This is a genomic window from Flavobacterium sp. 38 (assembly GCF_057799715.1).
The window spans coordinates 35,467-61,978 of the sequence record NZ_JBYNWZ010000013.1; the positions used below are offsets into that span (position 1 = coordinate 35,467).

Annotated in this window: 26 protein-coding genes and 2 pseudogenes; 11 read left to right on the forward strand and 17 right to left on the reverse strand. The window is 34.4% G+C overall.

What is annotated here, in order from left to right; genetic code table 11:
• The first annotated feature begins 15 nt into the window (after nucleotides 1-15).
• The 3 genes from AC3E9W_RS21055 to AC3E9W_RS21065 all read left to right on the forward strand — a co-directional run bounded on the left by AC3E9W_RS21055 (nucleotide 16) and on the right by AC3E9W_RS21065 (nucleotide 2,455).
• Nucleotides 16-1,047, forward strand: coding sequence for an alpha/beta hydrolase (locus AC3E9W_RS21055; RefSeq protein WP_488769900.1), 1,032 nt, complete (start codon nucleotides 16-18; stop codon nucleotides 1,045-1,047).
• A 90-nt stretch (nucleotides 1,048-1,137) separates the two neighbouring features.
• Nucleotides 1,138-1,677 (forward strand): hydrolase, encoded by a 540-nt coding sequence (locus tag AC3E9W_RS21060; protein WP_488769901.1) that lies wholly within the window; start codon nucleotides 1,138-1,140, stop codon nucleotides 1,675-1,677.
• A 7-nt stretch (nucleotides 1,678-1,684) separates the two neighbouring features.
• Nucleotides 1,685-2,455, forward strand: a complete 771-nt coding sequence (locus AC3E9W_RS21065; RefSeq protein ID WP_488769902.1) for an alpha/beta hydrolase — start codon at nucleotides 1,685-1,687, stop codon at nucleotides 2,453-2,455.
• Nucleotides 2,456-2,814: 359 nt separating this feature from the next.
• Here AC3E9W_RS21065 and AC3E9W_RS21070 read toward each other — a convergent pair whose 3' ends face one another.
• From AC3E9W_RS21070 to AC3E9W_RS21115, 10 genes and pseudogenes are all read right to left on the reverse strand, one after another.
• Entirely contained in the window at nucleotides 2,815-3,165 is a 351-nt protein-coding gene (locus tag AC3E9W_RS21070; RefSeq protein WP_488769903.1) for a hypothetical protein, read from the reverse strand.
• A gap of 146 nt (nucleotides 3,166-3,311) precedes the next feature.
• A pseudogene (locus AC3E9W_RS21075) lies at nucleotides 3,312-3,512 on the reverse strand (transposase); the annotation flags it as partial.
• A 138-nt stretch (nucleotides 3,513-3,650) separates the two neighbouring features.
• A complete protein-coding gene (locus AC3E9W_RS21080) occupies nucleotides 3,651-4,127 on the reverse strand; it encodes a hypothetical protein (protein ID WP_488769904.1) in 477 nt (158 codons plus the stop codon).
• Nucleotides 4,127-4,489, reverse strand: a complete 363-nt coding sequence (locus AC3E9W_RS21085; protein ID WP_488769905.1) for a hypothetical protein — start codon at nucleotides 4,487-4,489, stop codon at nucleotides 4,127-4,129. Before AC3E9W_RS21085 ends, AC3E9W_RS21080 begins: the two co-directional genes overlap by 1 nt.
• Nucleotides 4,490-4,564: 75 nt before the next feature.
• Nucleotides 4,565-4,766 (reverse strand): annotated as a pseudogene (locus tag AC3E9W_RS21090) (REP-associated tyrosine transposase); the annotation flags it as partial.
• Between the two features lie 416 nt (nucleotides 4,767-5,182).
• Entirely contained in the window at nucleotides 5,183-6,607 is a 1,425-nt protein-coding gene (locus AC3E9W_RS21095; RefSeq protein ID WP_488769906.1) for a SusD/RagB family nutrient-binding outer membrane lipoprotein, read from the reverse strand.
• A gap of 11 nt (nucleotides 6,608-6,618) precedes the next feature.
• Nucleotides 6,619-9,795, reverse strand: coding sequence for a SusC/RagA family TonB-linked outer membrane protein (locus AC3E9W_RS21100; protein ID WP_488769907.1), 3,177 nt, complete (start codon nucleotides 9,793-9,795; stop codon nucleotides 6,619-6,621).
• Between the two features lie 647 nt (nucleotides 9,796-10,442).
• Entirely contained in the window at nucleotides 10,443-10,886 is a 444-nt protein-coding gene (locus tag AC3E9W_RS21105; RefSeq protein WP_306160957.1) for a hypothetical protein, read from the reverse strand.
• 174 nt (nucleotides 10,887-11,060) lie between these two features.
• Nucleotides 11,061-11,696, reverse strand: coding sequence for a hypothetical protein (locus AC3E9W_RS21110; protein WP_488769908.1), 636 nt, complete (start codon nucleotides 11,694-11,696; stop codon nucleotides 11,061-11,063).
• A 158-nt stretch (nucleotides 11,697-11,854) separates the two neighbouring features.
• Nucleotides 11,855-12,055, reverse strand: a complete 201-nt coding sequence (locus AC3E9W_RS21115) for a hypothetical protein (RefSeq protein ID WP_306160955.1) — start codon at nucleotides 12,053-12,055, stop codon at nucleotides 11,855-11,857.
• Nucleotides 12,056-12,302: 247 nt separating this feature from the next.
• Here AC3E9W_RS21115 and AC3E9W_RS21120 point away from each other — a divergent pair, with 247 nt between their 5' ends.
• From AC3E9W_RS21120 to AC3E9W_RS21140, 5 genes are all read left to right on the forward strand, one after another.
• Entirely contained in the window at nucleotides 12,303-12,920 is a 618-nt protein-coding gene (locus AC3E9W_RS21120) for a cysteine hydrolase family protein (protein ID WP_488769909.1), read from the forward strand.
• A 2-nt stretch (nucleotides 12,921-12,922) separates the two neighbouring features.
• Nucleotides 12,923-13,453, forward strand: coding sequence for a hypothetical protein (locus AC3E9W_RS21125; RefSeq protein WP_488769910.1), 531 nt, complete (start codon nucleotides 12,923-12,925; stop codon nucleotides 13,451-13,453).
• A gap of 45 nt (nucleotides 13,454-13,498) precedes the next feature.
• Nucleotides 13,499-14,350, forward strand: a complete 852-nt coding sequence (locus AC3E9W_RS21130; RefSeq protein ID WP_488769911.1) for an alpha/beta fold hydrolase — start codon at nucleotides 13,499-13,501, stop codon at nucleotides 14,348-14,350.
• A 144-nt stretch (nucleotides 14,351-14,494) separates the two neighbouring features.
• Nucleotides 14,495-15,901 carry an FAD-dependent oxidoreductase gene (locus tag AC3E9W_RS21135; RefSeq protein ID WP_488769912.1) on the forward strand — a complete coding sequence of 469 codons (1,407 nt, stop codon included), beginning with the start codon at nucleotides 14,495-14,497 and terminating at the stop codon, nucleotides 15,899-15,901.
• Between the two features lie 161 nt (nucleotides 15,902-16,062).
• Nucleotides 16,063-16,263 carry a hypothetical protein gene (locus AC3E9W_RS21140; protein WP_306160950.1) on the forward strand — a complete coding sequence of 67 codons (201 nt, stop codon included), beginning with the start codon at nucleotides 16,063-16,065 and terminating at the stop codon, nucleotides 16,261-16,263.
• A 46-nt stretch (nucleotides 16,264-16,309) separates the two neighbouring features.
• Here the strand turns inward: AC3E9W_RS21140 and AC3E9W_RS21145 are convergent, their stop codons facing one another.
• The 7 genes from AC3E9W_RS21145 to AC3E9W_RS21175 form a co-directional block, all read right to left on the reverse strand.
• The gene (locus AC3E9W_RS21145; protein WP_125723558.1) at nucleotides 16,310-16,555 is read right to left on the reverse strand and encodes a hypothetical protein; all 246 of its coding nucleotides are present in this window, start codon (nucleotides 16,553-16,555) and stop codon (nucleotides 16,310-16,312) included.
• 966 nt (nucleotides 16,556-17,521) lie between these two features.
• Nucleotides 17,522-18,541, reverse strand: a complete 1,020-nt coding sequence (locus tag AC3E9W_RS21150) for a cytochrome-c peroxidase (protein ID WP_488769913.1) — start codon at nucleotides 18,539-18,541, stop codon at nucleotides 17,522-17,524.
• A 339-nt stretch (nucleotides 18,542-18,880) separates the two neighbouring features.
• On the reverse strand, nucleotides 18,881-19,747 hold the full coding sequence (locus tag AC3E9W_RS21155; RefSeq protein ID WP_488769914.1) for an MbnP family protein: 867 nt from the start codon (nucleotides 19,745-19,747) through the stop codon (nucleotides 18,881-18,883).
• Between the two features lie 93 nt (nucleotides 19,748-19,840).
• Nucleotides 19,841-20,209, reverse strand: coding sequence for a hypothetical protein (locus AC3E9W_RS21160; RefSeq protein ID WP_488769915.1), 369 nt, complete (start codon nucleotides 20,207-20,209; stop codon nucleotides 19,841-19,843).
• A gap of 147 nt (nucleotides 20,210-20,356) precedes the next feature.
• Entirely contained in the window at nucleotides 20,357-22,336 is a 1,980-nt protein-coding gene (locus tag AC3E9W_RS21165) for a TonB-dependent receptor plug domain-containing protein (protein ID WP_488769916.1), read from the reverse strand.
• Between the two features lie 4 nt (nucleotides 22,337-22,340).
• A complete protein-coding gene (locus AC3E9W_RS21170) occupies nucleotides 22,341-23,264 on the reverse strand; it encodes a hypothetical protein (RefSeq protein ID WP_488769917.1) in 924 nt (307 codons plus the stop codon).
• A 339-nt stretch (nucleotides 23,265-23,603) separates the two neighbouring features.
• Complete coding sequence (locus AC3E9W_RS21175) at nucleotides 23,604-23,981, reverse strand: hypothetical protein (RefSeq protein WP_456893224.1); 378 nt, start codon at nucleotides 23,979-23,981, stop codon at nucleotides 23,604-23,606.
• Nucleotides 23,982-24,515: 534 nt separating this feature from the next.
• Here AC3E9W_RS21175 and AC3E9W_RS21180 point away from each other — a divergent pair.
• The 3 genes from AC3E9W_RS21180 (at nucleotide 24,516) to AC3E9W_RS21190 (ending at nucleotide 26,478) form a co-directional block, all read left to right on the forward strand.
• Complete coding sequence (locus AC3E9W_RS21180) at nucleotides 24,516-25,331, forward strand: alpha/beta fold hydrolase (RefSeq protein ID WP_488769918.1); 816 nt, start codon at nucleotides 24,516-24,518, stop codon at nucleotides 25,329-25,331.
• Nucleotides 25,332-25,387: 56 nt separating this feature from the next.
• A complete protein-coding gene (locus AC3E9W_RS21185) occupies nucleotides 25,388-25,705 on the forward strand; it encodes a phosphoribosylpyrophosphate synthetase (RefSeq protein WP_125723550.1) in 318 nt (105 codons plus the stop codon).
• 140 nt (nucleotides 25,706-25,845) lie between these two features.
• A complete protein-coding gene (locus tag AC3E9W_RS21190; protein ID WP_488769919.1) occupies nucleotides 25,846-26,478 on the forward strand; it encodes a hydrolase in 633 nt (210 codons plus the stop codon).
• Nucleotides 26,479-26,512: the final 34 nt, after the last annotated feature.

Consider the following 26,512-nt stretch of genomic DNA (forward strand, 5'->3'; position numbering starts at 1 on the left):
TAAAGTTTAAACGTTATGAAAAAATCAATCATCCTAAAAATGATACTTCTTCCTTATATAATTTTAAGCAGTTTGCCCGCAAATGCGCAAGGCGATTATGCTACAGATCCGCATCTTACGCCAGCTGTAAAAGCTTTTTTAAAACCTTTAAATGCTGGAGGAGCGCCATTAGAATCGCTTCCGGTTGCAGATGCGCGAAATGTATTGGTTGGCGCACAAAATGCCTTTAAAGTGGATTTGTCTGGAATTGAAGAATCTGAAAAAGAAATCACCGCAGACGGCTACAAAATCAAGCTTAATATTGTTCGTCCCGCTGGCGCAAAAGGAAAACTGCCTGTTTTTATGTTCATTCACGGTGGTGGATGGGTTCTGGGAGATTATCCTACCCATAAAAGAATGGTTAGAGACTTGAGTGTGCTTACGGGTTATGTTGGCGTTTTTATCAATTATTCTCTTTCTCCAGAACACAAATATCCACAGCCTGTAAATGAGGTTTACGCTGCCGCGAAATGGATTGCCGCTCATGGAAACGAAATTAATGTCGACGGAAGCAAATTAGGAATTGTCGGCAACAGCGCTGGCGGAAATCTGGCTACAGCAAGTGCTTTAATGGCAAAAGAAAAAGGAACGCCTTTGTATAAAGTGCAGATTCTTTTCTGGCCTGTAACCGATGCCAATTTTGAAACAGAATCGTATAAACTATATGGCAAACAGCGTTTTCTAACCGATTCTTTAATGAAATGGATGTGGGATCAATATGTGGATCCTTCTAAAAGAAAAGAAATCTATGCTTCGCCATTGCAGGCAAGTTTGTCTCAGCTGAAAGGTCTTCCTCCAACTTTAATTCAGGTTGCAGAAAATGATATTTTAAGAGACGAAGGAGAAGCTTACGGTCGTAAATTAAGTGATGCAGGAGTGGTCGTGACAACGGTGCGCTACAATGACGTCATTCACGATTTCGGATTATTGAATGGTTTGGCTGAAATTCCGCAGACAAAAGCGCTGTTTCTTCAGGCTGCGGCGGAACTTAAAAAATACCTGAAGTAAAATTTAGCTTAAACAAACATAACATTTTAAAATTCAATATTTTACATAAATAAAATTTGTAAATTTAGTTTCCAAATTAAATAGATCGTTATGCTTGTACAAGAAAAAACGGGATTGATTGTAATTGATGTTCAAGGAAAATTGGCGCGGATTGTACACAACAGCGAAAAGCTGGTGTCCAATTTAGAAAAACTCATCCGAGGCTGTCAACTACTTTCAATTCCGATAATTTGGGCAGAGCAAAATCCGAAAGGACTTGGTGCCACAATACCCGAATTAGAAAAACTATTGCACCAACAGCAACCAATTGAAAAATTTTCTTTCAATGCGCTCGATAATGAAGATTTTAAAAAAGTAATTATAAATTCTGGTAGAAAGCAATGGATAATTTGCGGAATTGAAGCTCATATCTGCGTGTACCAGACTGCATTGGGACTATTATCAAAAAACTTTGAAGTCGAAATTGCGGCAGATTGCGTTTCTTCTCGAGCAGAAGAAAGCATTTTAATCGCTTTGCAGAAATTGCAGCATAAAGGAGCGGCATTAACAAATGTTGAAATGTGCCTTTATGAACTGGTTAAAGATTCGAGACAAGAAGTTTTCAAAGAAATTCTAACATTAATCAAATAAAAGAATCATGTCAAAATCCAAAACAATTGTGCTTATTCATGGAAATTTTGTTAACGACAAAACTTGGGCAGAATGGAAACAGCACTATGAACAAAAAGGATATACCGTTTATGCACCGGCCAATCCCGGACACGAAGGAAATCCTGCCGAATTGAGAGCTAAGGTTCATCCTAACCTTACCAAAACAGGTTTTATAGATGTTGTTAATAATATTAGCCGATTGATAGATACTTTACCCGAAAAACCTTTGGTAATAGGACATTCAATGGCTGGAATGGCTGCTTTAAAATTAGTCGAATTAGGCAAAGCTGCAGCTGGCGTAAGTATTGACGGAGCGCCTCCAAAAAATGTGTTTCCGCCTTTTCAAACCTTAAAAACGGTAATTCCTGCTTTTGGCTTTTTCTCTTTTAATAAATATTTTATGGGAAGCCGAAAATGGTACGATTATGCTTTTTTTAATACTATTCCAGAATCACAAAAAAGTATTGCTTTTGAAAAATTTGCAGTGCCAGAAAGTTATAAAGTGAGTCGAGAACTGGTTTTAAATTCGTTTTCGAATATCAATTTCAAAAAACCACACGAACCTATTTTGTTTATTGGAGGAAGTAACGATCATATCTTCCCTCCTAGCTTAACAGAAACAATTGCGAGCAGATATAACGGAAATGCAGGCCGTGTTGATCTTAAGATATTTGATGGCAAAAGCCATTTTATCTGTGGAGAACCAGGCTGGGAAAGTGTTGCCGATTATATTTTAAATTGGTATGAAAAATTGTAATTTTTGAAAACCATTAGTTATGCATATTCGACGCGGATGAAACGGATTCGTTTCACGAAGACGCGGATAAAAACGGATTTTTTATTTTTATCTAAAAAGTCAAGCCAAATCTATTTTAATTATAAATTTAAAAAATCCGTGCAAATCAGCGTCTTTACGAAGTAAATCCGTTTTATTCGCGTCAAAATAATCGTTAGCGCGGATTTGCAATCCGTGCCCGCAAAGTGAGTATACGCAAAAGTTGAGCACTTCAAAATAAGTTTAACAAAATAACATCTAAATCATTTTCTAAGTCTGCGTAATTCCTCGCCGAACTAAGTAAAGTTATTTTAGGACAAGATATTTTTAAGAACGGGTATCTAAATAGATATAAAATCTAACCATTCATTTAGTAATTCTTTCCAAATTTGTAAAGAAATTTCATGATTGTTTGGTGATATAATAACATTTGGGGGTGAAATAATTATTTCAAAATTTCCAGTTAAGCTATCAGGTTGATGAAAATCTTCATATTGCATTCCATTTTGTGCTAATGTAATATTTTCAAGTAAATAATTTACATCATCTTTTTCATGATATCCAGATAGTATGGTAGCTATACATAAAGATTGATTGTTTGTTGATGACAATGAATCACAATCATAAATAAGGCTGCCACCCGGAGTTTTTGTTCTATTAAATGCTAAATTAAAATCTTTTTTTATAGACATATTTTTATAATTAATTTAATATTACCCATTAGCGTGGATTTGCAATCCGTGCCCGTTCCCGCAAAGATAAGCATGTGCAAAAGTTGAGAACTTCAAAATAAATATAACAAAAATAACATCCAAATCATTTTCTAAGTCTGCATAATTCCTTTACAAAGCAGATGAATATGGCTGCTCATAATACAATAAGCATAAATTTCTAAACCTTTATTTTCCTGACAATATTTTAAAGCATTTATTAAAACGTTTTTCTGGTTTAGCCTTGTAAAGATATCTATCTAGCCTACAGCAGTTATAGTTATAAAATAGGCTTCTTCAGTTGTTGTTGCTTTGTATTTTGTTGACACAATCTTTTTTCCTACAAAAATAAAAGTAAAGTATAAAACTGTACTTTTATTTTTTTAAGATATTGAGGAAATACTTTACAGGCACAGATTGCAAATCTGCGCTAACGTTGCGGTGATAGATCGGCGCGATCGGCTATTTTAAAAAGGATTTTCACCTCTTTTTATTCGTTCAATACCATTATCGACTAGATTTTTTATTGTCAAATTTTTTAAACGACTGATCCAACTATCATTATTGCTATAAGGATGAGCTTCGTAAATTGCCGGGTTATCACCTTCGTCTAAATAAATAAATAAAAACTGGCTTCCCCCATATACATCAAAAGCATAAAATTGTCGCGAAATTGTTCTTTCGTTTTCTAACATATCTTCTCTAACCCATTCTTGCAGTTCTTGTTGAGTTTTATTTATTCCATAATCACAAACAAAACAAGTAGTTCCAGCGAGAAACAATAATTCTTTTAAAACTTTAGGAAATGGGTTTCCATTATTGTAGAATTGTTCTAAAGATTTAATTTCTGTTTCTGGAATCCCTTTAATAGAACTAAAGTATCCAGAATTATTAATTTCCAATGAAGGATTGGTTTGTAATTTTTTTAAATATTGTATATTCATTAAACTTTAGTTCCATTTAATGGTGGAGTTAGTAAAAAATCCCTCCAACCGATTACAATTTCTTTAAAATCTTGTGTGGTAATCTGATACGCAAATCCATCATCATCATAAAAATCAACCTTATCATTATGCATTAGAATGCTAATCGTTTCGCTTCCATTTTCTACTTCACTATTAATATTTGATAAAGCCTTATCAATATCAGGCAATAAAATTTCATTAATTTCATCAGTGTCCCAATTAAATAAAAACACACTTAAAGCATTATTTATTGAGTTTGGTATTTTAGTGATTGTCTTATCTTCTTTTGATACTTTACTTACAAAAGTAATTTTATACTTATTAAGAATGTTTTGAGTCATACTATTTTTCTTTAATATTAAAATATTGGGAACGTAGTTTTATTATTCGATTATCAATGTTAAATTGAAGTTTTACGCAGAAGCGACAGTTTTATCTTTGACAGGATTATTATGAATATAATCTATTTTTTGCTTTATAAACTTACTGCTGTAAATAAGTTCTGCATGATAACCATTCTGCCAAACTTTATAAGTCTGATCCTTTTTTTAAATGTTCACATGCTTTTTGAAAATATTCCAGCATCCATTCCCTTCTGCTTTCTGGTTCATTTATTACAAAAATAAAAAGTAAAGTGTAAAACTGTACTTTTTATTTTTTAAGATATTGAGGAAATACTTTGCGGGCACAGATTTCAAATCTGCGCTATCATTGAAAGTGTTGCCGATTATATTTTAAATTGGTATGAAAAATTGTAATTTTTGAAATCATTAATTATGCATATTCGACGCGGATGAAACGGATTCGTTTCACGAAGACGCGGATAAAAACGGATTTTTTATTTTTATCTAAAAAGTCAAGCTAAAGTCTACTTTAATTATAAATTAAAAAAATCCGTGCAAATCAGCGTTTTTACGAAGTAAATCAGTTTCATCCGCGTCAAAATACGCAGCAAGATTAATTTAAATTTAAAAATAAAATGGCGCCAACTGCAATAGTTGACGCCATTTTTATATTCATTAAAACAAATTTGATTATTTTACATCAAACCAAAGTTTGGTTGTCAATAAATCTTTTCCTTGATCGGTAATGGCAGCCTGATAGCTTGTTCCATTTAGAGACTGTTCTGTACCAGGATAGAAAAAACGTGATGGTATTTTTCCGTCCAAAACTGTAGCTGGACCAGCTATCAATACAGGATAATCCAATCTTCTCCATTCTGCAAAAGCATCTAAACCTTGACCAAAAAAGGCAATCCATTTTTGTGTTCCAATAGATTTAGCATAATTCGTTGCATCGTATTTTACAGTTGCTTGGTTCAAATAATTCGAAATAACTGTCGCGTCATTAATACCAAATTGATTAAATGATGCTGTAATGGCATTTTTATAAAGCTGTTCTGCATCTCCGCCTATATAACCACGGGCAGCCGCTTCTGCAAGATTGAACAATACCTCTGAATACGAATAAATTACAGCAGGTGATGTTGAAGTCAAGAAATAAGTTCCTGGTTTTGATGTTTTCGCAAAACCTTGGCTGTTAGCATCACTGTTTGATAATCCATTTCCACCTCCAACGTAGGTTCCAACACTTGTATCAGATGGCAATTGTGCATAAACAGGCAAACGAGGATCTGCAAATTCTTTTAGTTTGTCAACCATCGTTTTAGAAATACGGTAGTCATCACGAGTTTCAAACCAAGCTGAGGCTGGATTTTGCTGCGGTGAACTGATATATGTAAATTTAAAAGTATCGCTATTACTGCTCAAAACTCCTGCTGCATCATTAGTGGCATCAATTGCAGCTTGTTTAGCCAAAGCTGGTTCTCTGTCAGCAATTTTTAAAGCGATACGCAAACGAAGCGAGTTTACGTAACGTTTCCATTTTGCAATGTCTCCTTTATAAACTAAATCACCAGTTACTGTTCCATTTGCTGCACCTAATAAAGACTGAGCTTTTTTCAAATCTTCAAGTAATCCTGTATACACTTCTTTTTGAGTGTTGTATGCAGGCGTTATGCTTTGACCTGCTTCTTTGTACGGAATACTTCCGTAAGCATCTGTCAACAGTAAAAATGTCCACGAACGAAGCGTTAATGCAATTCCTTTATAATTGGAATTGGCCTGTGCATCTGGAAAATTGATGATAGTATTCAAATCTGTAATTAAGGTTGCGTAACCAGTGTTCCATAAAGTAACGAATGAAGCGTTTGAAACATCATATCTATCTGGCTCTGTATATTGGATTTTTGCCCAATGCTGCACAAATAATAAAGAAGAGTCAAAGTTATTTGTAGAACCCCAATATAAGTCGGCTCCTTGTTTTAGCGTTCCTGTTAACAAATAAGGCGCCAATGGTGTTTCAGTTGCATTTGGATTTTTATTAATATCATCCAGCGTGTCGCTGCAAGAGCTAAACGTTAAGGCAAAGAGAGTTATATATGCTATTTTTTTTAACATGATGCTGAGTTTTAGAATTTAAGATTAACATTAAGACTGAAATTTCTGGTAGTTGGTAAAGCTAAACTTTCCAATCCCTGCGCATTTCCAGTATTGAAAGCGGTTTCAGGATCAATATTTGGTGCGTCTTTGTAGATAAAGAACAAGTTACGGCCAACAGCAGTAATACTTGCCCCTTCTAATCCAAGTCTTCGTGCAAATGCTTTATTGACATTGTAAGACAATTTTATTTCTCTCATTTTTACAAAAGTTGAGCTGTAAATGTATGCTTCGCTGATGTTGTAAGATGCTTTGTAATATTCCTGTGCACTTAACACGGTTGTATTTGGAGATCCGTTTTCGTATACTCCGTTAAAAATCATACCATCGTCATATACTTGTACTCCAGCTGGAGCAGTTCCGTTTACCAATGTTTTTGTAGTTCCGTTCAAATAATAACTTAGACCGCCGTTTTCAGCTCCACGTCCAGGAAGCGTTGACGCCAATACTCCTGTATAAGTACCTGTTCTGTTGGTTCCTGAGAAAATTTCTCCACCTACGCTTGCATCCACTAAGAATGACAATTCAAGATTTTTATACGTCAAGGTATTGGTAACACCTGCCAAATAATCTGGAGTATAATGTCCTAAAACTCTCTTCGTTGGATCTGCTTTTGGAAGTCCGTTTGCTCCTACTACGATATTACCGCTCGCATCACGCAAATAAGCCGTTCCGTAAAGCGCTCCATAAGCTTGACCTACAGATGCCAATACATCTACACCTCCAGAAGTACCAATGGTATAGTTTTGAATTTGTTTGGCATAATCCAAAATTTCAACTTCACTAGTGTTTTTAGAATAATTGGCTCCAATATTCCATTTGAAGTTTTCTGTTTGAATAGGAGTTCCATCCAATTGAATTTCTATACCTCTATTGTTTATTTTTCCAGCGTTGATTAACTGAGAGTTATAACCGCTTGAAGTTGTGGTTTTAATCTCCAAAATCTGGTCAAAACTATTGGTGTTGTAATAAGCAGCATCAAAATGAAGTCTATTTTTAAAGAAAGTAGCTTCTAAACCAACTTCGGTAGAACGTGTTGTTTCTGGTTTCAGGTTCTCATTCAATTTTCTTTGTGATGAAGTTTGAATTGGATTTCCGTCAAATGCTGTCTGGAAGTTATAAACCGTAGCCAGTTGATACGGATCTGCATCGTTACCCACTTCAGACCATCCACCACGTATTTTTAAGAAATCAAGCGTATTGCTTTTCAAATTGAAAGCTTCAGATAAAACCAAACTACCATTAATAGAAGGATAAAAATAAGAACGGTTGCTGCTTGGTAATGTAGATGACCAGTCATTACGCCCTGTAACGTTTAAGAAAGCATAGTTTTTATAACCAAATTGCGCAGAAGCATAAGCACTATACACTCTTAATCTTGATAAGTTGTTCGATGATGTTAATGGATCACGCGAATTAGTTAAAGTGTACAAATCTGGCACAGCCAAACGTGGCGCTTTTTGGTAATTGTTTGCATCGCTATGATTACGAATATTAAATCCGGCAAGAGCGTCTACAGTAAAATCGTCGTTTATTTTTTTAGTATACGTAAAAATACCTTCTGTATTCTGTTCATTTACCGTGTAAGCATCTTCAGCATACGATCCGAAAGGAGTTCCGTTTGTACCATACCTGATCTCATACTTTCTTCTGTCATTGTAATAATCAACTCCTGTACGGAATTTAAAATTAAGTCCTTCAGCCAATTTTGCATCCAAATGCACGTCTCCAATTATACGGTTACGCTGCTGGCTTGTCGTGTTGTAATACGCATTCCAATATGGATTACTATAATAGCTGTTGTTCCAGTTCACTTCTCTATTGCTTTCAAGCTGGTTAATATCAACCTGACGACCGAACCAAAGGAACTGTAGCATTACACCCGCAGCACGATTTCCAGAAGGACCTCCTGGTAAAGCTGGAGAATTGGTTGTAATGTAATTTGCCGTTACCCCTACTTTGATACCTTTTGAAATTTGGTAATTCGTATTAAGTGTAAAGTTGGTTTTATTCACTTCACTATTAGGCACTGTTCCCAATTGTTTTTGATTGTTCACCCCTAAACGGAAATCTGATTTTTCATCTGATCTGGCTACCGAAATACTGTTATCATAAGTAATACCAGTGTTAAAGAAGTCTTTCACATTATTAGGATGTGCTACAAAAGGTACAGCCGCTCCATTGGAGTAAAATTGCGGAATAAGTCTTCCGTCCATTCTTGGCCCCCAGCTTTCGTCAACACCATCATTTACACCGCCACCTTTTCCATCAACAAAACTAAATCTTCCGTTTGATCCTTGACCATAAGAGTTTTGAAAGCTTGGTAAAGTAGACACTTGCGAAATCGTAATCCCAGAATTCAACGTAATTCCTAACCCTTTCTGGCTTTTTCCAGATTTTGTAGTGATCAACACAACACCATGTGCTGCACGTGATCCATAAAGCGCTGCAGCATTTGGCCCTTTCAATACGGTTAAGGTCTCAATATCATTAGGATTCAAATCGGCAATAGCATTTTTAAAGTCACGAGTTGCTCCACCAACACTTCCTAACTGTGAGTTATCTACCGGAACTCCATCTACCACAAACAATGGCTGGTTGTTTCCTGCAATCGAAGTTTCTCCACGAATGATAATACGAGACGATCCCATATCTCCTTGTGAATTCGTAATACGAACTCCCGCTAATTTTCCGCTAAGACTATTCAAGAAGTTAGTTTCTTTTGTCTCAGCAATATCTTTAGTCTTAAGTGCTTGTGTACTATACCCTAAAGATTTCTTTTCTTTAGAAATACCCAAAGCCGTAACAACTACTTCTGATAATTGATTTTGTTCTTCTGTAAGGCTTATCGTTACTGGATTTTCATTTACCACAACTTCAGCTTTTTTATATCCTAGATAACTTACTAATAAAGTGTAAGGCAATTTTTGTCCCGTTTGGAAGAAAAACTTTCCATCAAAATCGGTTTGAACCCCGTGCGTAGTGCCTTTAATAATGATAGAAGCCCCGATAATAGGCTCTTTTGTAACGGCATCAATTACTTTTCCTTCTAGTTTAGACTGAATTAATGGCTTGTTATCTTGTGCTTTAACTCCAATTGAAATTAACAACACACATAAGTAAGCATATCTTTTTAATTTTATTTTCATTACTTTATTTTAGTTTAAAATAAGGTAAGCCAAGGATAACTTTATCTTCCTGCTTTCCTTTTAGAGATGACTATTTCTTTTAAGCTTCTGCCATTTCTGCAACTGCAAAAATGGTATTCTCTTTTAGCTGCAGCACATTCGTTTTTTCATTTTTACTTTTTTTTTTGGATTACTATTATTTAAAATTGGCCTATAAAATTTTAACCCTATTTAGGGTTTTGATATTAATTGATTAAATGAATTAAAAAAGAGGAATTTTTAACTGCAGTAACGCATTCGGTCGAATTGCCAAATGGTTTTGCTTATTTGAAATGGAAGTGTGTGGATTTTAATCACTGCGTTTCTTAGTTATTTTTAAACTCTACTAATTTGATAGAACAAAAGTAAATTAAAAATGCGATTTCCCAAATTTTAAATAAACTTTTTGCAAAAAAATTGTTAACGAAATCGTTGCAGATATTATAAAACACTAAAAACAAAATAGTTACAAAATACTATTGATTTTGTGTTTTTATAAGAATTATAGTAAAAGAGAAAAATTAAAAGTCGTTTTTAATTCTTTTAAATTCCATTTTAATAAAGTAAAAAGCAAAAAAAAACTCCAAGATCGTAAGACCTTGGAGTTTGTATTTTGTTTTTTAAAATGATTACATTTCGTTGAACTCGTGTAAAGATTTTAATGTAGTTTCATAAAATAAAATTGCAGCGATAAGATTTCCTTTATCTGAGTAAGGCATCATTTTTCTTTGAAATTCTACTGTCGTATCTAAGAAAGTAGTCGTTCCTTCTGCCTGACCGTCTAATATTTTTTTGTTGTCTGCTGTATCAGGAATACCCAAATCTGCCATTGTAACACCTGGTTTAGTAACCAAAGCAATGTAAGGAAGTGTTTTTACCAAAACTTTAATACGCTCAATATACAATTCTAAAAGTTCTCCTTTTTGCATACCACTTAATTCTTTTTGATCATGGTATTTACGAATTAAAGCTGTTGTACTAATGATACTTCTTGGTGCATTTTTTGCCTGTGCAGAAACAGCAGCAGTTGTCAAGAAGAAAAGGACACATAATAAAATAATCTTACTCTTCATTTTCATAATAGATTTGGTTCTTGAATAAAAACAAAAATATATAAATTATGTTAAAAAGCAACTTTTATATTTCCTTTTTCACAATAAAATTACATTTGTTACGTTGCGATAAGTAAAATAGTACACCAAAACCCCAGAAATTAAGGATTTTTCGGCAGTATAACTACGTATTGTTTAAGACTTAATAATTCTAAAACGACCTGGATATTTGATCCAAATACTTTTTTTGTTGCCGTAATAATCCATAAAATCTTCGCAAACAAATACAGCATGCGCTTTTGACCATGCGACAACACCGCAATATTCGCTTCCAGATTGTCTTTTTAATTTCTGAATCTGCTTGCCTAATTTGAATCCTAAGTATTTATATATGGTTGGAGTATAAACCGTTCCTTCTTCCAATTCTTCCAAAGCTTTCTCAAAAGTAGGTTCGTTATCGATAATCTGCATGTATTTTGCCATTACGGCATAAGTCAAAATAGCATAATCTCTTATTTTTTCACTGTCACAATTATCTTTGATATAAACAAAACCCGCAGATTTTGTCGCTTTATTTACTTCACTGCTGTCCAAATGAAAGGTCGCATTGTTTTTTAGCGTAATCTTATACGAATCGTTTTCTAATTTTTCGCTAACAAAAAGATTATCTAGTCCGTACACATTTAAAGAAGCTTTTATAAAAGCTATAGAAGAACAATTGGTACGCTCACCTTGTTTAAAACTTTCGAATATTTTTTCAGAACTCAACTGCGAGTATGAATTGGAACAAACAAACATTAAAAGAAAAAAAACTGAAGTAATCGATTTCATGCCTTGTATTATATATGGTTTCTCAAATAGTATTTTGAGAGATTGTATTAGATTTTTACAAATCTATAAAAATCAACTCATATTTTTACATCTTCAGTTCGATCTGTTAAAAAAAGTCCATAAAAAAACGTCTCAAACAAAATTGAGACGTTTTTGCATTATTTTTTTTCTTCATTATTCAACTTATCATCGAGTTCTGGCGCTTCGCCTTTAAACTTTTTGGTATCAGCATCATAATTTTCATCGTTAGTCAAAACTTCATCGTGTTCTTTATATTGATGTTTTCTAGTATCAGTTCGATGATCTGCCCCGCCCTGTTTTGGGTTCGGGTTTTTCTGGGTTTGATTATTCTTGTCCATAATTCTTCTTTTTATAATGATTAATAAAATTAGACCAAATACAGCCTTCGCTACTTATATAATCCTTTTAAAAAATTATAAGATAAAACTGCATAGATCACTCTAGACCAATTGACCATATTTCGAAAATTAGTTAAATATCGCGGTTTTCCTTTTCTGAAAATTCACGCAACAGCAACTAAACTGTACTAGAAAGCAAATGGCATATTATTAGTTTACAACAACTTAAATTAAAAAACTAAAAATTATGAGCTTGTATCAACTTCAAAAAACCGCCATTGTCATTATCGATCCTTTTAATGATTTTCTTTCTGAAGGCGGAAAATTATATTCGGTTACAAAGGAAACCGTTGAAGGAAATGGGGTGGTTAATAACATCAAAAAGCTATTAACTGCTGCAAGAGAAAAGAAAATCCAAATTATTTATGCACCCCATCGGAATACCCAAATTAGGGATTATCTCAACTGGAAATTTATGGCGCCTTCGCATTTAGGGAGCAAAAGCATTACGCTATTTGAAAAAGATTCGTGGGGAGCCGAATTTCACCCAGAGCTTAGTATGCAAGAAGGCGATCTTATTGCCCAAAATCATTGGACAGCGAGTGGTTTTGCCAATACCGATTTAGATTTTCTTTTGCGACAGCATAATATCGACCAAATTGTTCTCGCAGGCATGAGAGCCAATACCTGTATCGATTCTACTGCAAGATTTGGTGTCGAGCTGGGTTATCATGTTACCTTAATCAAAGACGGAATTGGCGCTTTCAACTGGGAAGAAATAAAAGCAACAGTCGAAACTAATTTTCCTCATTATGGACATGTGCTTTCTAGTACAGATGAATTTATAAAAAATATCAATTCATAATTATGGAATCTTTTACAGAAAGTATCGCGACTGCTATAATTAATGCTCCCTTTGAGAATATTAATTTGACCGAATGGCTTTTTACTTTAAAAGATAAGGAATATCAGGAATGCTCTTCTTCTCATATTGCTGCGGGAAGTTCGTTGACTGAAGAAGGTTTAAGAACATCTATAAATGTGGAACAGATAGCAGGAAACATGCTGATTCAGCATTATATAGAAGATATTTCTAAAAGAGATCACTGCACTGTAAACTCTGTTTCGGATTCTTTTTCTGCTTTAGGAAATACTACTTTATATGTAAAATGGGAATTGAAAGTAAAAAAGCTATCCGATTCTTCATGTGAACTTTCCAATCACGTCGTGATCTCGCTTACGGAACATTTTATAAAATCACTTCAAAATGCAGGGGTTTCAGATTTTGAACCCATTCGAATTACTATGAAAAACAATTTGGAAGAACACAATAAAGAAGAGACTCCATTCTTTGCAAAAAATATCCAAGAAAAAGCTTTATCGGGAATTTGGAATTAGATAAGACTATTCAAAACAAATAAATCAATATTAACTTTATTACAAATGGAAAAAGAAAAAACTTTAAGTAAGGCAAGCCAGTCAGAAACTAAATTTGCCTCTGTTCAAGATTATAAAATAGCGTATCGCTCAATTGGCGAAGGATTACCCATTATTCTCTGCAATAGGTTTCGAGGAAATCTAGACGATTGGGATCCCGCATTTTTGGATGCATTAGCGAAAAAATACAGAGTAATCACTTTTAATCAAAAAGGACTTGCTTCTTCTACTGGAACACCACATGAAACAATTTTAGGTTTTGGAAAAGATGCCATTGATCTAGCCGATGCTTTAAAAATTGACAAATTTATTCTGGGCGGATGGTCGTTAGGCGGCTGGGCGGCACAGGTAATAACAACTGAATTTCCGAACCGAATTACGCACACCATTTTAATTGGAACCAAACCTCCAGGAAAAGTAAATCATAACCTAGAAGAAATTTTTATTAAAACAGCCTATATTCCAGATTACACGCTCGAACATGAAACTATATTATTCTTTGAGCCAACTTCTGAAATAAGCCGAAATGCAGCGGTAGAAAGTCATAAAAGAATACAGGAAAGAGAAAATAAAGATCCAAAAGTAAGACCAGAACTTTGGGAATATTACAGTAAATCTCATGATGATTATATAAATGATCCTTATAATACTAGAGAAAAATTAATGAAGACCAATGTTCCAATCTTAATTATTTCTGCTAATCATGAAGTTTGCTTTCCTCCAGAAAACTGGTTCGAGCTCAACCAAAAATTACCAACCGCAACACTTATTACAATAGCTCAGACAGGACATGGCCCGCAGCACCAATATCCTGATATGATTGCCCGTTATATTGACAACTTTATAGAATCAAACTAAAAAAGCAAACCAATAAATACAACTGACTGATTTTCAAAATACTAAAATTCTTATAATGAATATATTCCAGTTTTGAAAATCAGTAGTTTAAATACAATAGTTGATGTAACTTTGCAACTTCATACTAAAGTAAGTTAGCAGTATATGTGGATTATATGTCAGGAATGCCAAGGACAGGGCAAAATAAATCGTGGGCTCACTAAGAAGGCTCAGCGCATTTATAAGGCAGAATTGGCTGAATATGAGAGAACAAAAAGCACCGATTCTCCTCCTGCTAAACCAAAAGCTCATTTGCATTTATGTTCCAATTGTTCCGGTTCTGGATTAATTCAATCCGATCATTTTACACCAGTTAATACCGATTTCCCACATGTTGCCATAATTGGTGCCGGTATTGGAGGCGTTGCGCTTGCAGTTGCCTGTTTGCATCGTGGAATACCTTTTAGTATCTACGAAAGAGACAGTAACTTTGACGCCAGATCTCAAGGCTACGGACTTACGCTCCAACAAGCTAGCAAAGCCATGAAAGGCTTAGGAATTACTTCTTTAGACGGAGTTATTTCAACAAAACATATTGTTCACAATACAGAAGGAAAAGTTTTAGGAGAATGGGGAACCCGAAAATGGCTGGAAACTGAAATTAAAACTCCTATAAAACGAACCAATATTCATATCGCAAGGCAGTCGCTTCGGTTGGCTTTACTCGAACAACTTGGCGAAAAAAACATTAACTGGGGATACCAATTGATAGATTTTCAAGAAAGTGAAAATGGTGTTGAATTGAATTTTCAGGTAAATGGAGAATTAAAAAAAGCTAAAGCCGATCTTGTTGTGGGTGCTGACGGTATTCGAAGTGCAGTGCGAAAACTAATAATTGGCGAAGATGCAACTCCGCTCCGTTATTTGGATTGTATTGTAATATTGGGAATTTGTCCACTAAGTTCGCTTGAAGATGTTTCGAGTCCGCTATTAGATTCGGCAACCGTTTTTCAGACGGCAAATGGCAACGAACGAATTTACATTATGCCTTACACGGCCGATTCTGTCATGTGGCAATTGAGTTTTCCAATGTCAGAAGAAGAAGCCAAAGAACTAAGTGCAAAAGGACCTGAAGCTCTTAAAGAAGAAGCGATTCGCAGAACGCAATGGCATGCTCCTATTCCGCAGATTTTAGAGGCTACACAATCAAGTTTAATTTCTGGATATCCTGTTTATGACCGCGAATTGCTTAGTTCCGAATTATTAGAAAAAAATAAAAATAGTACTTTAATTGGCGATGCCGCACACCCGATGAGCCCATTTAAAGGTCAAGGCGCGAATCAAGCTTTATTAGACGCTTTAAAATTGGCAAAAAAAATTACCAAAGGCTGCAATGCAAAATCGCAATGGAGAAAAAATGGACTGCGAAAAAGTGTTTTAAACGAATTTGAAGCAGAAATGCTGGAACGCAGTGCAGAAAAAGTAAAAGGCTCTGCCGATGCCGCGCAATTTTTACATTCTGAAATTATACTTCGCGAAGGCGATGAACCCCGCGGAAGATGCAAGAAATAATACAAAAAGCTAAACAAATCCTGTTTAGCCTTTTTTTTATATCACTCTATATTTCAGACTCATACATTAAAATTAAACAATAATTTAATATTATTTTATAACAAAGTCCAAGACGATATTTCTAATTTTATAATCTCATAAAACAATTAAATTATCACGTCATGGAAAATTTACAAATTAATTTCAGTCCAAACACCAAAACCTGTACAGACCGAACTTTGGTTTGTAATGGCGATAATAACGAATTAATCTTTCGTAAAACTTATGTAGGAGATTGGGGAGATTGGGACGAGAAACCAGAAGATCTGCCAAAAGAGCCTCTTTATCTGGATCAAAGTACAAGTTTTACAAGTGCAGTATAATACAACAGTTTAAAATAATCAAGCATATAATTAGCGTTCTATGCAACTAAGCAAGAACGCTAATTGTATTGCTTAAATTTTCTTTGTTTATAAAATCCAAAATAAATTCTTTGACTTCATTGCTGGCAGTTGTGGTGGCAAATGAATTAATGTAAAATTCATCGTCCTTATCACTAATATGAATAATTTCTGTGTAGCCTTTAGTTATCAAACTGCCTTTCAGCTTAATTATATTTACTTCTTGTTTTCCATCAAGTTCTTTACGAACCTGTAATTTTATAGCTCTTTCCATATTCAAATACTTTTAAATAATTAACTATCATTCAGTTACTAAATTTAAAACATTTAATCTATCGAAATCAGAATTTAACACTGTCGGGAACGTATTATTTATCAACATATTATAAACATTTCTCATTTTATTCTAAAAAAAATGGGAATAGTAGTAAAATCAAGTATTTTCAAATTGAAACGGGTTTGCTTTCGCGAAATTGCGGATAGAAACAGATGCCAGAAATTCAAATTTTTTATAAAGTAAAAGAATCCGAAGGATTCAAATATTTATAGAATTTATGCTGGACCTGGGTATGACCCCTTCGGGGTCACATATCTACGTTGAAAATTTTATGCTATAAACATTTGAATCCTTCGGATTCTTTTAATGTGAATCTAAAATTATTTTCTTTCTAACGGTGACAAGTTGAGTCATAATTTCAAAACAACAAAACAACAGTCTATTACCCTATAAATTCTTTTTCGTTCTTTCGCGAAAGCACATATAAAAACAAATAAATGAAATCCGTTTTTTCTACATATCAAAGCAAAAGAATCCAGAGGATTCAAATATTTATAGAACATAATTAACACCGCTGATATTTGACCCTGAAGGGGTCATACTCACGCTACAGCATAAATTTTCTATAAATATTTGAATCCTCCGGATTCTTAGATATGAACTTAGAATCAAATTCATTGTCGCTCTTTCGCGAAAGCGCGTGTAAAAACGAATAAATAAAAATCCCTTTTTTATATGTTAAAGCAAAAGAATCCAGAGGATTCAAATATTTATAGAACATAATTAACGCCGATGATATTTGCCCCCTTCGGGGTCATACCACGGTCCAACATACATTCTATAAATATTTGAATCCTCTGGATTCTTGTATGTGATCTAAATAATTTCCTTCTTCAGCGTGACACTTGAATGATAATTTCAAAACAAACAATAAACAATAAACAATAAACAAAAAACAACAAACTAATTCCCGGTAAACTCTTTATCGCTCAGCGTTTTCATAAACGCAATAAGATTTTCTTTTTCCAATTCTGTAAGCGGAATTCTATTCGCATTATTCTTAAAAATAGGATCCAGATTATCAGCTTCTAAAACTCCCTTATCAAAATAATCTAAAACCGATTTTAAAGTGGCAAACTGACCGAAACTTCCGTAAGGCGCTGTATATTCTATGTTTCTCAAACTCGGAACCCTGAAACTCATAAAATCGGCTGGAATACCCGTAACCCTTCCACGTCCTGCTTCGTTAGAATCTGTATTTAACGGAAAACCGATATTTCTGAAACTCTGGTCGGTAAACAATTCGGTGCTATGACAGCTAGCACATTTCTGCTGAAAAGTAGCATAGCCTGCCGCTTCATTTTCTGTAAACGATTGGCCTTCTTTGCGTTTTACTTTATCGTATTTACTATTCGCAGAAATTAAAGTGTATTCAAACTGTGCAATACTCTGGTAAATTCGATCAGGAGTAATTTCCTGATCTCCAAATGCTTTTCTAAACAAATCTTTATAAGAAGCGTCATCTTTAATTTTTCCGATAACTTCCAAAATCGAAGAATCCATTTCTTCATGCGTAATAATCGGAACCAGAGGTTGCGTTTCTAACTGCAATCTGCTTCCATCCCAATTAAAAAACTTCAAAAACATCAGATTTTGAATTGGAGGCGCATTTCTAAGTCCGATTCTGCCTTCGATTCCAATAGCTCTCGAATTGTGATCTGCAAAAGCACTCGTCTGAATATGACAGCTTGAGCACGAAATTGTATTGTCGGCGCTAAATCTTTTATCAGAGAACAGTTTTTCACCCAATTCGGCACCATATTTTGTAGGTTTATTTAAACTCACATAAGGATTTAGTTCTGGAAAATCGGCTGGAATTTGCAATGAAAGCTCAGGATTATCATAAGAAATCATATCCGAATCATCGCTGTTACAAGAAGCGAAGACGGTTATAATTATTATGAAGCCAAATATTTTTTTCATTTATAATGAATTTAAAATAGAGCCGTCTTTAAAATTCAGACGGCTCACAATAGATTTTTTTAAACCTGCAGATCAAAAAGTTTCACGCAGATTTGTGAAGATTTCAGCAGATTAAATTTGATTTGCTGAAACTATATTGATTAAAATAAATTATTAAAGTTTTTTTACATAGCCCCTAGTTTTAACTAGGAGATTTAGAAATAGCAAATAATCCAGGCTTTAGCCAAACCATTGCATTTAGGCTAAAGGCTCTTTTTTGCCAATTCATACACCTCCATCTAAAGATGGAGGCAATTCATTTTTAATACCTATAACAACTATAATCTCAATCAGTTTAATTTAGTTTTCTACGCTAGTCACAGAAAACATTCCTGAAATATCGCTTGTTCCGTTTCCACCAAGATTATCCACAAATTTTACCATTTGAGTTGCTGTATGAACATTTGGAGTTGCGTTATCGTTTGCTCCTTCTCCTGTCGATAATGTTATAGTGTTGATTTTGCCACTCAATAATTTGTCGAAATCAGCTTTAATTTTGATTTTCGGAGCGTTTTGCCCGACAATAGCATTAACAGTTAAGTTTAAAGTAACATCTCTATAAGCATTTACGCCTTGTTTATAAGCACCTTCAGCTCCTGCTATCGTACTTCCGGTATGAATAGACATTACTTTATTATCGGTATCGTAAAAACCTTCCACTTTTGTAAAACGATATCCTGTTCCCCATTCCCACATCATTTCAGTATCATTGGCTCCAGCCGCTGCGTAGAATTTAGGAAATCTTGTCTGATCCAAAGTGTTTTGTTCTGTCTTGATTCCCAAACCGAATTTAATCTGCTTGTAATTTGCAGATGGCACATTGCTTAAAACATAACTTAAAGAAGCTGTTTTTGCCTGATCGATTACCGTTGCTCCTTTATCTAGATCATTTACATTATAAGGCACTTCGCTTCCGTCGTCTTTTATTAGACGAATATTACTGATTACATATTTCACCTCAGAAAAATGATGAATCTGTCCTGCTGCCGAAGTATTTGTCGTTGCTGAAGTCGAAGCTGCGTCTCCTAAAACAATCGTTTTGTCTTTAAACGTATTGTTAAATTCTAGCGTTACATTGTTTGCTGCTGGCGCATCGTCATCGCTTGAACAAGAAACAAATGCCAAAGCGGCAGCAGATAATAAAAGGTATTTTTTTAAATTTTGCATTTTTATGATTTTAATTTTTGTACTGTATTTTATTGATTAAAAAAGTTTTATGTCCTGCAAGGTTTCCAAAACCTTGCAGGAGAAAAAAATCAATTATAAAATAGGCGGCGGTACAAAAATTTCAAGACAAGGTTCTGTCTGACCACATTCTTTATAAAGAAAAACCTTTTTAGCATTTATATCTTTCGGAGTCAAAACAGCAAATTCAATATTAGAAATTAAAGCGATATCAATCTGTTTACTGATGCTTCTCAATTCTAGATCGGTATTTTTTTCTGTGTCCTGAAGTTCTTTCTTTAAATGGCATTTACCATGACATTGCAGTTCTGGTTTGGCTTTGTTTTCACAAAATTCTTTTTCAATGGCATTCTGATTCAGTTTAAAGTGCACAATGATAAGCGCCTGCTGGAAAGAAACCAGCAGGAACAAAATCGTCATTGTGATACTAAAAACTTTTTTCATTTTTTTACTCTTTGGGTTGACTGTTTTTAACACATAGAAACATAGTTTATCGAAATCTATAAAAGGCGTTTCACTTGTAATAAAACACAGAGGCTATGTTTTAAATAGTTTCTTTCTATTTTCTATATTCTTTTCTCTATATTCTAATTAAAAATTCAATTTTAAAGACGTGAAAATATTACGTCCCATTCTTGGAATATTTCCCCAGTCGGCATAAGTGCTGTAATATTCGTTTAATAAATTCTCGGCACCAATCTGAATCGTGCTTTTTACTTTATTGATTTTAAAAGAATAATCAGCAGAAATATTCCAGATTGTGTATGCTCCAGTTAAATCTTCGCCATATTCTGGACTGTAATTAATCTGCTCAAAATCGCCACTAACAGAAGTCTGGATTCCGAAATTTTTATACATATAATGCAATGAAGTCAGATAACTTAACGGACGGATAAATGGCAGATTTCCTCCTTTATCATCCATTCCGCGCGCATACGTCAGCGTTCCTTTCCAGTGCAGATGCTCCAAGATATCGTAACTCACATTGGCAGACATATTTAAAAGCGTCGCATAATCTAAAGATGTATATCCTTTTACTCCAACCGACTGATAATTCATCGGACTTCCGAGACTTAAGATTTTACCAATAATATAATTCTGAATGTAGAAATAGTTTATTTTTCCTTGAATGCTTAATCTTTCATTTTTAAACCCTGCGCTTGCATTTCCTTCGTACGAAATTTCATTTTTCAAATTCGGATCTCCGATATAATCGTAACGGTCAAAACTATTATAGATGTAATAACCATAACCCTCAGAAACAGAAGGCGCTCTATGGCCGTAACCTGTTCCCACAGAAAAATTAAACTGATCAATATTTAAATGATATCCTGCATTAATACTTGGCAGAAATCGCGTTTTTTCCTGTGGTGCACCAGGATGAAAAATCCAGTTGAATTCAATGTATTTCGAATAATTGTAATTGACGCCCAAAGAACCGCCCAAATTCACCTGACTTCTTTCTGAAAGATCCCAAGAATTATTCATAGAAAGTCCGGCAAAACGTGTCGTAACCCAAGGCCAACTGTAGGCAAACATGGTTCTTTCGCTTCGATCTTGCGGATACATGCGCATTTCTGCAATAGACAGATTATCGTAAGCATTCAACTGAATTTCAGAAGAGTAATCGTTCTTTTTCAAATTCGCTTTCGAAACCAATCCATAAGTGGTGCTCCAGCCTGGCATATCCATGTGAACTAAGTTTTCTGGTCGCGTTGTATCGTCCATATAATGCTCAATGGTATTGAAATACACTTTTGTATCGACCACTCTTACCAATCCTTCTTCAAACAATTGCTTGTAAGCCGCAGAAGTAATTAATGCGCGAGAAAGCCACAAATCCATTGGCAAAGCAGGATATCCCACATTTTTTGCCATATCAAAAATCGCGTCTAATCTTAACGAAGACAATTCGCTGGTTTTATACGCCAATCCCAACGAAGTGTTGAATTTATTGTATTGCGAATGTTTTACTTCGTCGTTGTTTCCATCAGAATAATTATCTGCTGTTCGATAAGAAATACTTCCATCGGCAACAAACTTAGCTCCTGAATAAGAGACATTTCCTAAATTGAAAAACTGCTTATTATTAAATTCAAAACCCGTTTGGTAAGCGCCATTCCATTTTTTTTGAAGTCCGAACTGCGTGCTTTTTCTTTTTAAATCGATACTTCCTGCAATGGTCGAACCGTGAAGACTTCCCTCCTGACCTGATTTGATATCAATTGCCGCCAAATTATTGCTTTCAACATAAGACGTAATCGGATCCATTTTATCGGTACAAGCGCCAAAAACGTGCATTCCGTCAATCGTAACTGTCGAACGTTCGGTGCTCATATTGTTCAATAAAGGCTCCCAAGCATAAGCCCCACGTTTTATAAAACTGATATTGTCTGACGAAGACAAAAATTCATCAACCGAAACAGCCATTTTCATCTCTGTTTCAATTTTCTTTTTAGTGGCACTTTTTACCGTTACTTCTTCTAATTTTTTTATGCTATCGTGATGTGCATGCTGATTTTGAGCTGTAACTGAAATTCCCAAGAAAAGCAGCATTATAATATATTTCATGTTATTAGAATAAAGTATCAATATAAAGTTCACTTTTCACGCCTTCTACACCAGGTGTATGATCCGTCGGAACTATCGTTCCTTTTACGATCAAACCGTTTTGGTTCATCATAATGAAGTTCAATGTCCAGTTTCCTGTCATCGTATAATTCACAACACCATGATACAAGCCGTCAGTTTCCTGAGTCAAATCTTTATTGTTTGGTGAAGAGTGATTTCCCATTGAAGGCTCAGGCATCCTCGGATCTAATTTTAAAGTATAACCAGCAACTTCAGAATAAGAAAACTGCGACGGATCTGGAAAAGTTCCAGCCGAAGTTGTTGGTTTATTATACTTATAAATACCAGCAACCAGCGCATTTTCTGAAACGGTAGGTTTTTGAGGCGAAACCAATGCAATTACATATTGTTCTCCATCGTTTCCTGCAAAAGCAGTCATATTGAGGTTTTTATTGCTTTGTTTTTCAACAGTAACATCTTTATTGATCTCATATTTTTGATTATCTGCCGTAAAACTGATGTACAATTTCCAACTTGCTGTCGTAGTGCTTTCTCCTGTAAAAACAGAATAACCGCTGTAGTATTTATTTGTAGCATCATAAGCAACATTGTACTCATGCGGACATGAACTTTTGCTTCCGTCTGCATTACTCAATATTGGCAGAAAAGTCACTGCAGCAGTTGTTAGCTCTTGGTTGTTTTGAGTATTGGTAATTTTCAGATGCAACTCATTGTAGCCTTTATAAAATGCTCCGTTTAAAGCTTCTATACTAATTTTATAGTTACCACTTGTAAGCGAAGTAGCTTCTTTAAATTCGTAAGTTTCAGGAACTTCAGAACCTGTTTCTGCTTCGTAATCTGTTTTATCAATTGTACAGGAAGTAACCGCGAATAACAGTGCGATTATCCAAAAATTAAAAGATTTCATTTGATGAATGTTATAAAAAAACGTTTACAATATAACATTAAGCCATAATTTTTTGAATAGCAAAAAGGCCAAATGCTGTTAAAATAAGCCAAGAAATGGCAACGCAAATGAAGATTGCATAAAGCTATTTTCTTCACTTACAAAAAGAAGATCAAAATCAGTTCCAAAAAATAATTTACTTCATATCGATACTAAGCCAAGATTTTAAATCTGAGCAAGCAAACAAATAAACAATTCGAAATTCCGATTTCAAAAGTTAGGAATTTGGATTTTAAAAAATTGGAATTTAAAAAGTTTGGAATTTGGAATTTAAATATTGGAATTTAAAAAAAATTGATCCTAAACCGTATAGAGAGGAGGATGAAAAGTAAGAGAAGAAGCCCCGATTGGTTTCTTTTCGAACAAAATAGAAGCGTTATCTTTCGATTCGATAACTGGAATTACGTTAAGATTAATTTCTGCAGTGTTTTGCACATAAACAAGCTCTAATTTATCTTTTAAGCTGTCCTGCATTTTTCTTTCGTTATCAGAATATTTTTTAATGCTTTTTTGAAGTTCGCATCGCCCGTTACAGCTATTAAAAGCCTGTTTACGCTGAACGCAAATGGTTTGAGCAATTTCTTTCTGATTGATTTTAAAAGAAGCATAAACGAACAAGCTGCCAAAAGATGGCGACAGTATTAAAATAGAAAGTGCTATAATGATTAACCTTTTCAATGCTTGTTCAAATAGTTTGGTGGCAAAAGTACATACTATTTTGTATTTATTTTAACTAATCTTCATTTTTATTTTATAAAAGGCAAATCCAATTTTATGAGGAAAAAAGCGAATTACTCATAAATTAACGAAATATCGTAAATAAAAAAATACCCATTTTTAATCAAAGCCTTTAAAATAAAGACACTGCAAATAAGGCATGTTAATTGGCAATAGTTATCGCATTCAAATAAACCACTTTAAGAATGCTAAAAAATATGAAAACAACTAGACTGCCATTTTCAGGTCGGGATCCTGCAATTTCGTTCGAGGAAAATCAAACTTCCACAGAAAAGACTTCGATAAACAAAAAAAATTTAAGTCGATTTTTCACTTCTTAACCTAGATTAATCGATAGGCGCTTATTTCCGTGATAAGTTTGCATCAGAAACCTAACAACAATAAACAAACTATAATCTATTTGTTAAAAGTTCAAACATAATTACAAATTATTCAAATATTTAAAAATAAAATTAATCCTAAAATCAAAAAATCATGAGCACATTTACAGTAAAAGACGGAACACAAATTTATTACAAAGACTGGGGAACTGGACAGCCAATTGTTTTTCACCACGGATGGCCTTTATCTAGTGACGATTGGGATGCACAAATGATGTTCTTCCTTCAAAAAGGGTACAGAGTTATTGCACACGACCGTCGCGGACATGGACGTTCTAGCCAAGCTTCTGAAGGAAACAACATGGAAACTTACGCATCTGACATTGCTGAATTAGCAGAAGCTTTAGATTTAAAAAATGCTATTCACGTAGGGCACTCAACTGGTGGCGGTGAAGTAATTCGTTACGCTGCAAAATACGGAAAAGGACGCGTGGCAAAAGCCGTTATCATTAGCGCTGTACCGCCAATAATGGTTCAAAACGAATCTAATCCTGAAGGGGTGCCGTTGTCAGTTTTTGACGAAATCAGAAAAGGAACTGCCGCTAACAGAGCGCAATTTTTTTACGACTTCCCTATTGCATTCTACGGATGGAACCGCGAAGGACAAGAAGTTCAAGAAGGGATCAAACAAAATTGGTGGCGTCAAGGAATGATGGGTTCTGTATTATCGCATTATGAAGGAATTAAAGCATTTTCTGAAACCGATTTTAGAGAAGATTTAAAGAGTTTAGACATCCCTGTTTTAGTTTTACACGGAGAAGATGACCAAATTGTTCCTTACAATCAAGCGCCAAAGTCAGCTGCATTACTTAAAAACGGAAAATTGATTTCGTACCCAGGATTCTCTCACGGTATGCCGACAATTAATGCTGAAACTATCAATAACGATATTTTAGAATTCATCAAATAAATCATTAATCGCTGCCTGTAAAGGTTGTTTACAGGCAGTTTTAATCCTCTTCAATTATGAGTTATTTTCAGCAACCCTCTTTTGATACCGTTGTCGAAGCTTTGCAATGGCTGAGCACACAAGGTTTTACAGAAAATTTTAATCTGGACAGCAATTGCATTCGTTACAACAACAACACGCAGAGCATGTCACCAGAAGAATTCAAGATTGAATATTTATTCCGATTTGAAGGCGATACTAATCCTGGAGATGAAGATATTGTTTATGGAATTAAATCTGAAATCTACAATCTAAAAGGTGTTTTAACCAGCGCTTTTGGAATTTATGCCGATACTGTTTCTGCCGAAATGATTAAGAAACTTTCTACGCATTAATATCAAAACTCCTTAATAAAATTACGATATATCGTTACTAATTTTTCACTGCTCGAAACTTAAAACAGTGTTCTGCAGCAAATTAAAAATATGGCATTTTATTAGCCAAAAACCAATTAATAAATTTTAAAACAAATAATATGAAACCATCAGTTAACTTATTATCACCAGACAATCACGCATTAGTATTAATCGATTTTGAAGGACAAATGGCCTTTGCAACACACAATATTCCGTTAAGCGAATTACGTACCAATGTGGCAATTGTAGCTGGAGCATCAAAAATCTTTGATGTAGCAACTGTTGTAACCACTGTAGCTGAAGAAAGCTTCTCTGGACCAGTTTTTCCTGAAGTTGAAGAATTTTACCCAATCGCTACTTCTGGATATATTGACAGAACTTCAATGAATACTTGGGAAGATGAAAATGCTTATAAAGCAATTGTAGCTAAAAACAAGAAAAAACTTGTTCTTGCTGGACTTTGGACAGGTGTATGTATTGTTGGCCCAGCATTATCGGCAATCGAAGAAGGTTACGAAGTTTACATTATTACAGATGCATGCGGCGACGTAAGCGTTGAAGCTCACGAACGTTCTGTACAAAGAATGATTCAGGCTGGAGCAATTCCAATTACTTCTATCCAATATTTATTAGAATTGCAAAGAGACTGGGCACGCGAAGCTACTTATGGTCCTGTAACTTCTTTAATGAAGAAATATGGTGGTTCTTATGGTTTAGGAATTCACTATGCTCACAACATGTTGAAACACTAAATCAAAATTCAATCTCAAAATTCAATTTCAATGT